This window comes from Dehalococcoidia bacterium, assembly GCA_021295915.1.
Taxonomy (GTDB): Bacteria; Chloroflexota; Dehalococcoidia; order Lucifugimonadales; family UBA1123; genus VXRN01.
In genome coordinates, this window is the sequence record JAGWBK010000007.1 from 87861 (window position 1) to 89859 (window position 1999).

Below are 1999 nucleotides of genomic sequence, written 5' to 3' on the forward strand. Positions count from 1 at the left end.
TAGACGTCGAGCCCGGCCGCCATCGCACCTACGGCCAGCGCCTGGTTGCCGTTGATAAGTATCTGGTCTATTCCGGGAGGAATCGGGTCTGTCAGTTCTCCGAGACTGAACCCGCTCTTCTCTGCCTCTGCGCGGCCGAGTGCGAGCGCCTGATGGTTCGACTCGATGATCTGCTGGTCGTTCGGACGTCCGCGCGTGAACCGCTTGGTCACGAAGTCCTCGAGGATCACCTGCCTGATGTTCACCAGGTACGCGAGCGCGCCCATGACGATCATGTTCGCCGCCCGAGCGTTGCCCGTAGAGCGGGCCAGCTCGTCGAATGGCATGCCAAAGCTCTTGCCGTCTGGCTCGAGATCGACTTCCTCGGAGTTGAATATGATCACCCCGGAGTCGGAGACCTCGTCCTTGTGAGTCTCGTAGGCATACTCATCGAACGCGACCAACACGTCCAACTCGTCACCGGAGCTCAGAACTTCCTCGGTCGCGATGCGAGTCTGTGTCCAGACCGGACCGCCCCTGATCTGGGATGGGAACGTCGAGAACGTTTGCACGTAGTACCCTACCTGCGCGTTGGCCTGGGCAAAGCCCTCAGCCGACGTCACGACGCCTGCGCCGCCTTCTCCGGCGAACCGGACTACAAAATCTGTCTTCTTCAATTCACTCACTCCCTGCTGGCCTTGGCCGCGCTACGCGCGGGTGGCGCACATAGCCACCCGTCGCAGCTACATCAGACTGGAGTCATTCAACGCACGCGCGGCCTTTGGCGTGCCTTCAAACAGTACGGCCCTCCGGAGCTTCGTCTGGCGGGCCGTTGAATTACCTCTATGGTCAGTGGGCAATTGCTGTGTTGTGGTGCTTTCGCGGCAGGCGACTCGCGAGGTCGCGCTGTTGTATTTGAACGCATCTACCGCACACTTGAATATATCAGGGCTGATTTTGGAGTGTCAATTGCGACGAAGGTTCCAGGGAGGGACAAACCTGTTTGGTAGACCGTTCTTTTCACTCACTCTTGGACGATATCCCTTATCCCATCCGCCAACGAAATCCTCGGCTCCCACCCAAGCACGGACTTTGCCCTCGAGCAGTCCGAAGACTTCCGCAGCTCCTCGAACTCGCCCCTTGGATTTGGGATGATGTGCTCCACCTCGCCTCCGATCATCGCCGCGATCTCGTTCACCGACGTCTCTTCGTTCGGCCCGACGTTCAGCACCACGTTCTCGCCCACGGGAAGCTCCTCGCTCGCCGCCAGCAAATTGGCCCGAACCACGTCGGACACGTGCGTGTAGCTCCTCGTCTGCTCGCCGTCTCCGTAGATCGTCAGCGGCCTGCCCTCGTCCCGCAGCTTCAGGAATCTAGGGATGACCAGCACGTACGCGCCCGTCGTAGTCTGACCCGGACCGTACACATTGAAGTACCGCAACGACACCACGCTCATCCCGAACAGCCGCGCGAACATGGCCCCGTACTGCTCGCCGATGTACTTGTGCAGCGCATACGGCGACTTAGGATTCGGCTCCATGTCCTCCTGCATGACGTGCGTGTCCTGCTCCCCGTACACACTCGACGATGACGAGTACACGACCCTCCCGATGCCGTTCTCCCGGGCCGCCTGCAGCACGTTCAGCGTGCCGTTCACGTTGACCGCGTGCGTGCCGACTGGATCGTCGATCGACCTCGGCACCCGTGCCCAGGCCGCAGTATGGAACACGCAGTCGGCGCCTTCGGTTGCGGTTTTCAGCAGCTCCAGGTCAGTCACCGATCCCTCGATCAGTGTCGCCTCCGGATTGACACTCCGGCCTTCACTCGTGGACAGATCGTCGACCACAAGAACCTCATGCCCAAGCTCCACGAGCCTGTCCACGAGGTGAGAACCAATAAATCCGCATCCGCCGGTAACAACGTGTTTCATTTTAGGAAAAGTCTTAGAGAAGGGAGTGAAAGTGATTGGCAATCGCGGTGTTCATGCTACCATATCAGCGGTGGTCAACCCGGATTCCCC

Annotated in this window: 1 protein-coding gene and 1 pseudogene; both read right to left on the minus strand. The window is 59.9% G+C overall.

Annotated elements, in window-relative coordinates; genetic code table 11:
• Positions 1–2 precede the first annotated feature (2 nt).
• Positions 3–656 (minus strand): annotated as a pseudogene (locus J4G14_03985) (2-oxoacid:acceptor oxidoreductase family protein).
• Between the two features lie 347 nt (positions 657–1003).
• Positions 1004–1909 (minus strand): NAD-dependent epimerase/dehydratase family protein, encoded by a 906-nt coding sequence (locus tag J4G14_03990; GenBank protein MCE2456956.1) that lies wholly within the window; start codon positions 1907–1909, stop codon positions 1004–1006.
• Positions 1910–1999 lie beyond the last annotated feature (90 nt).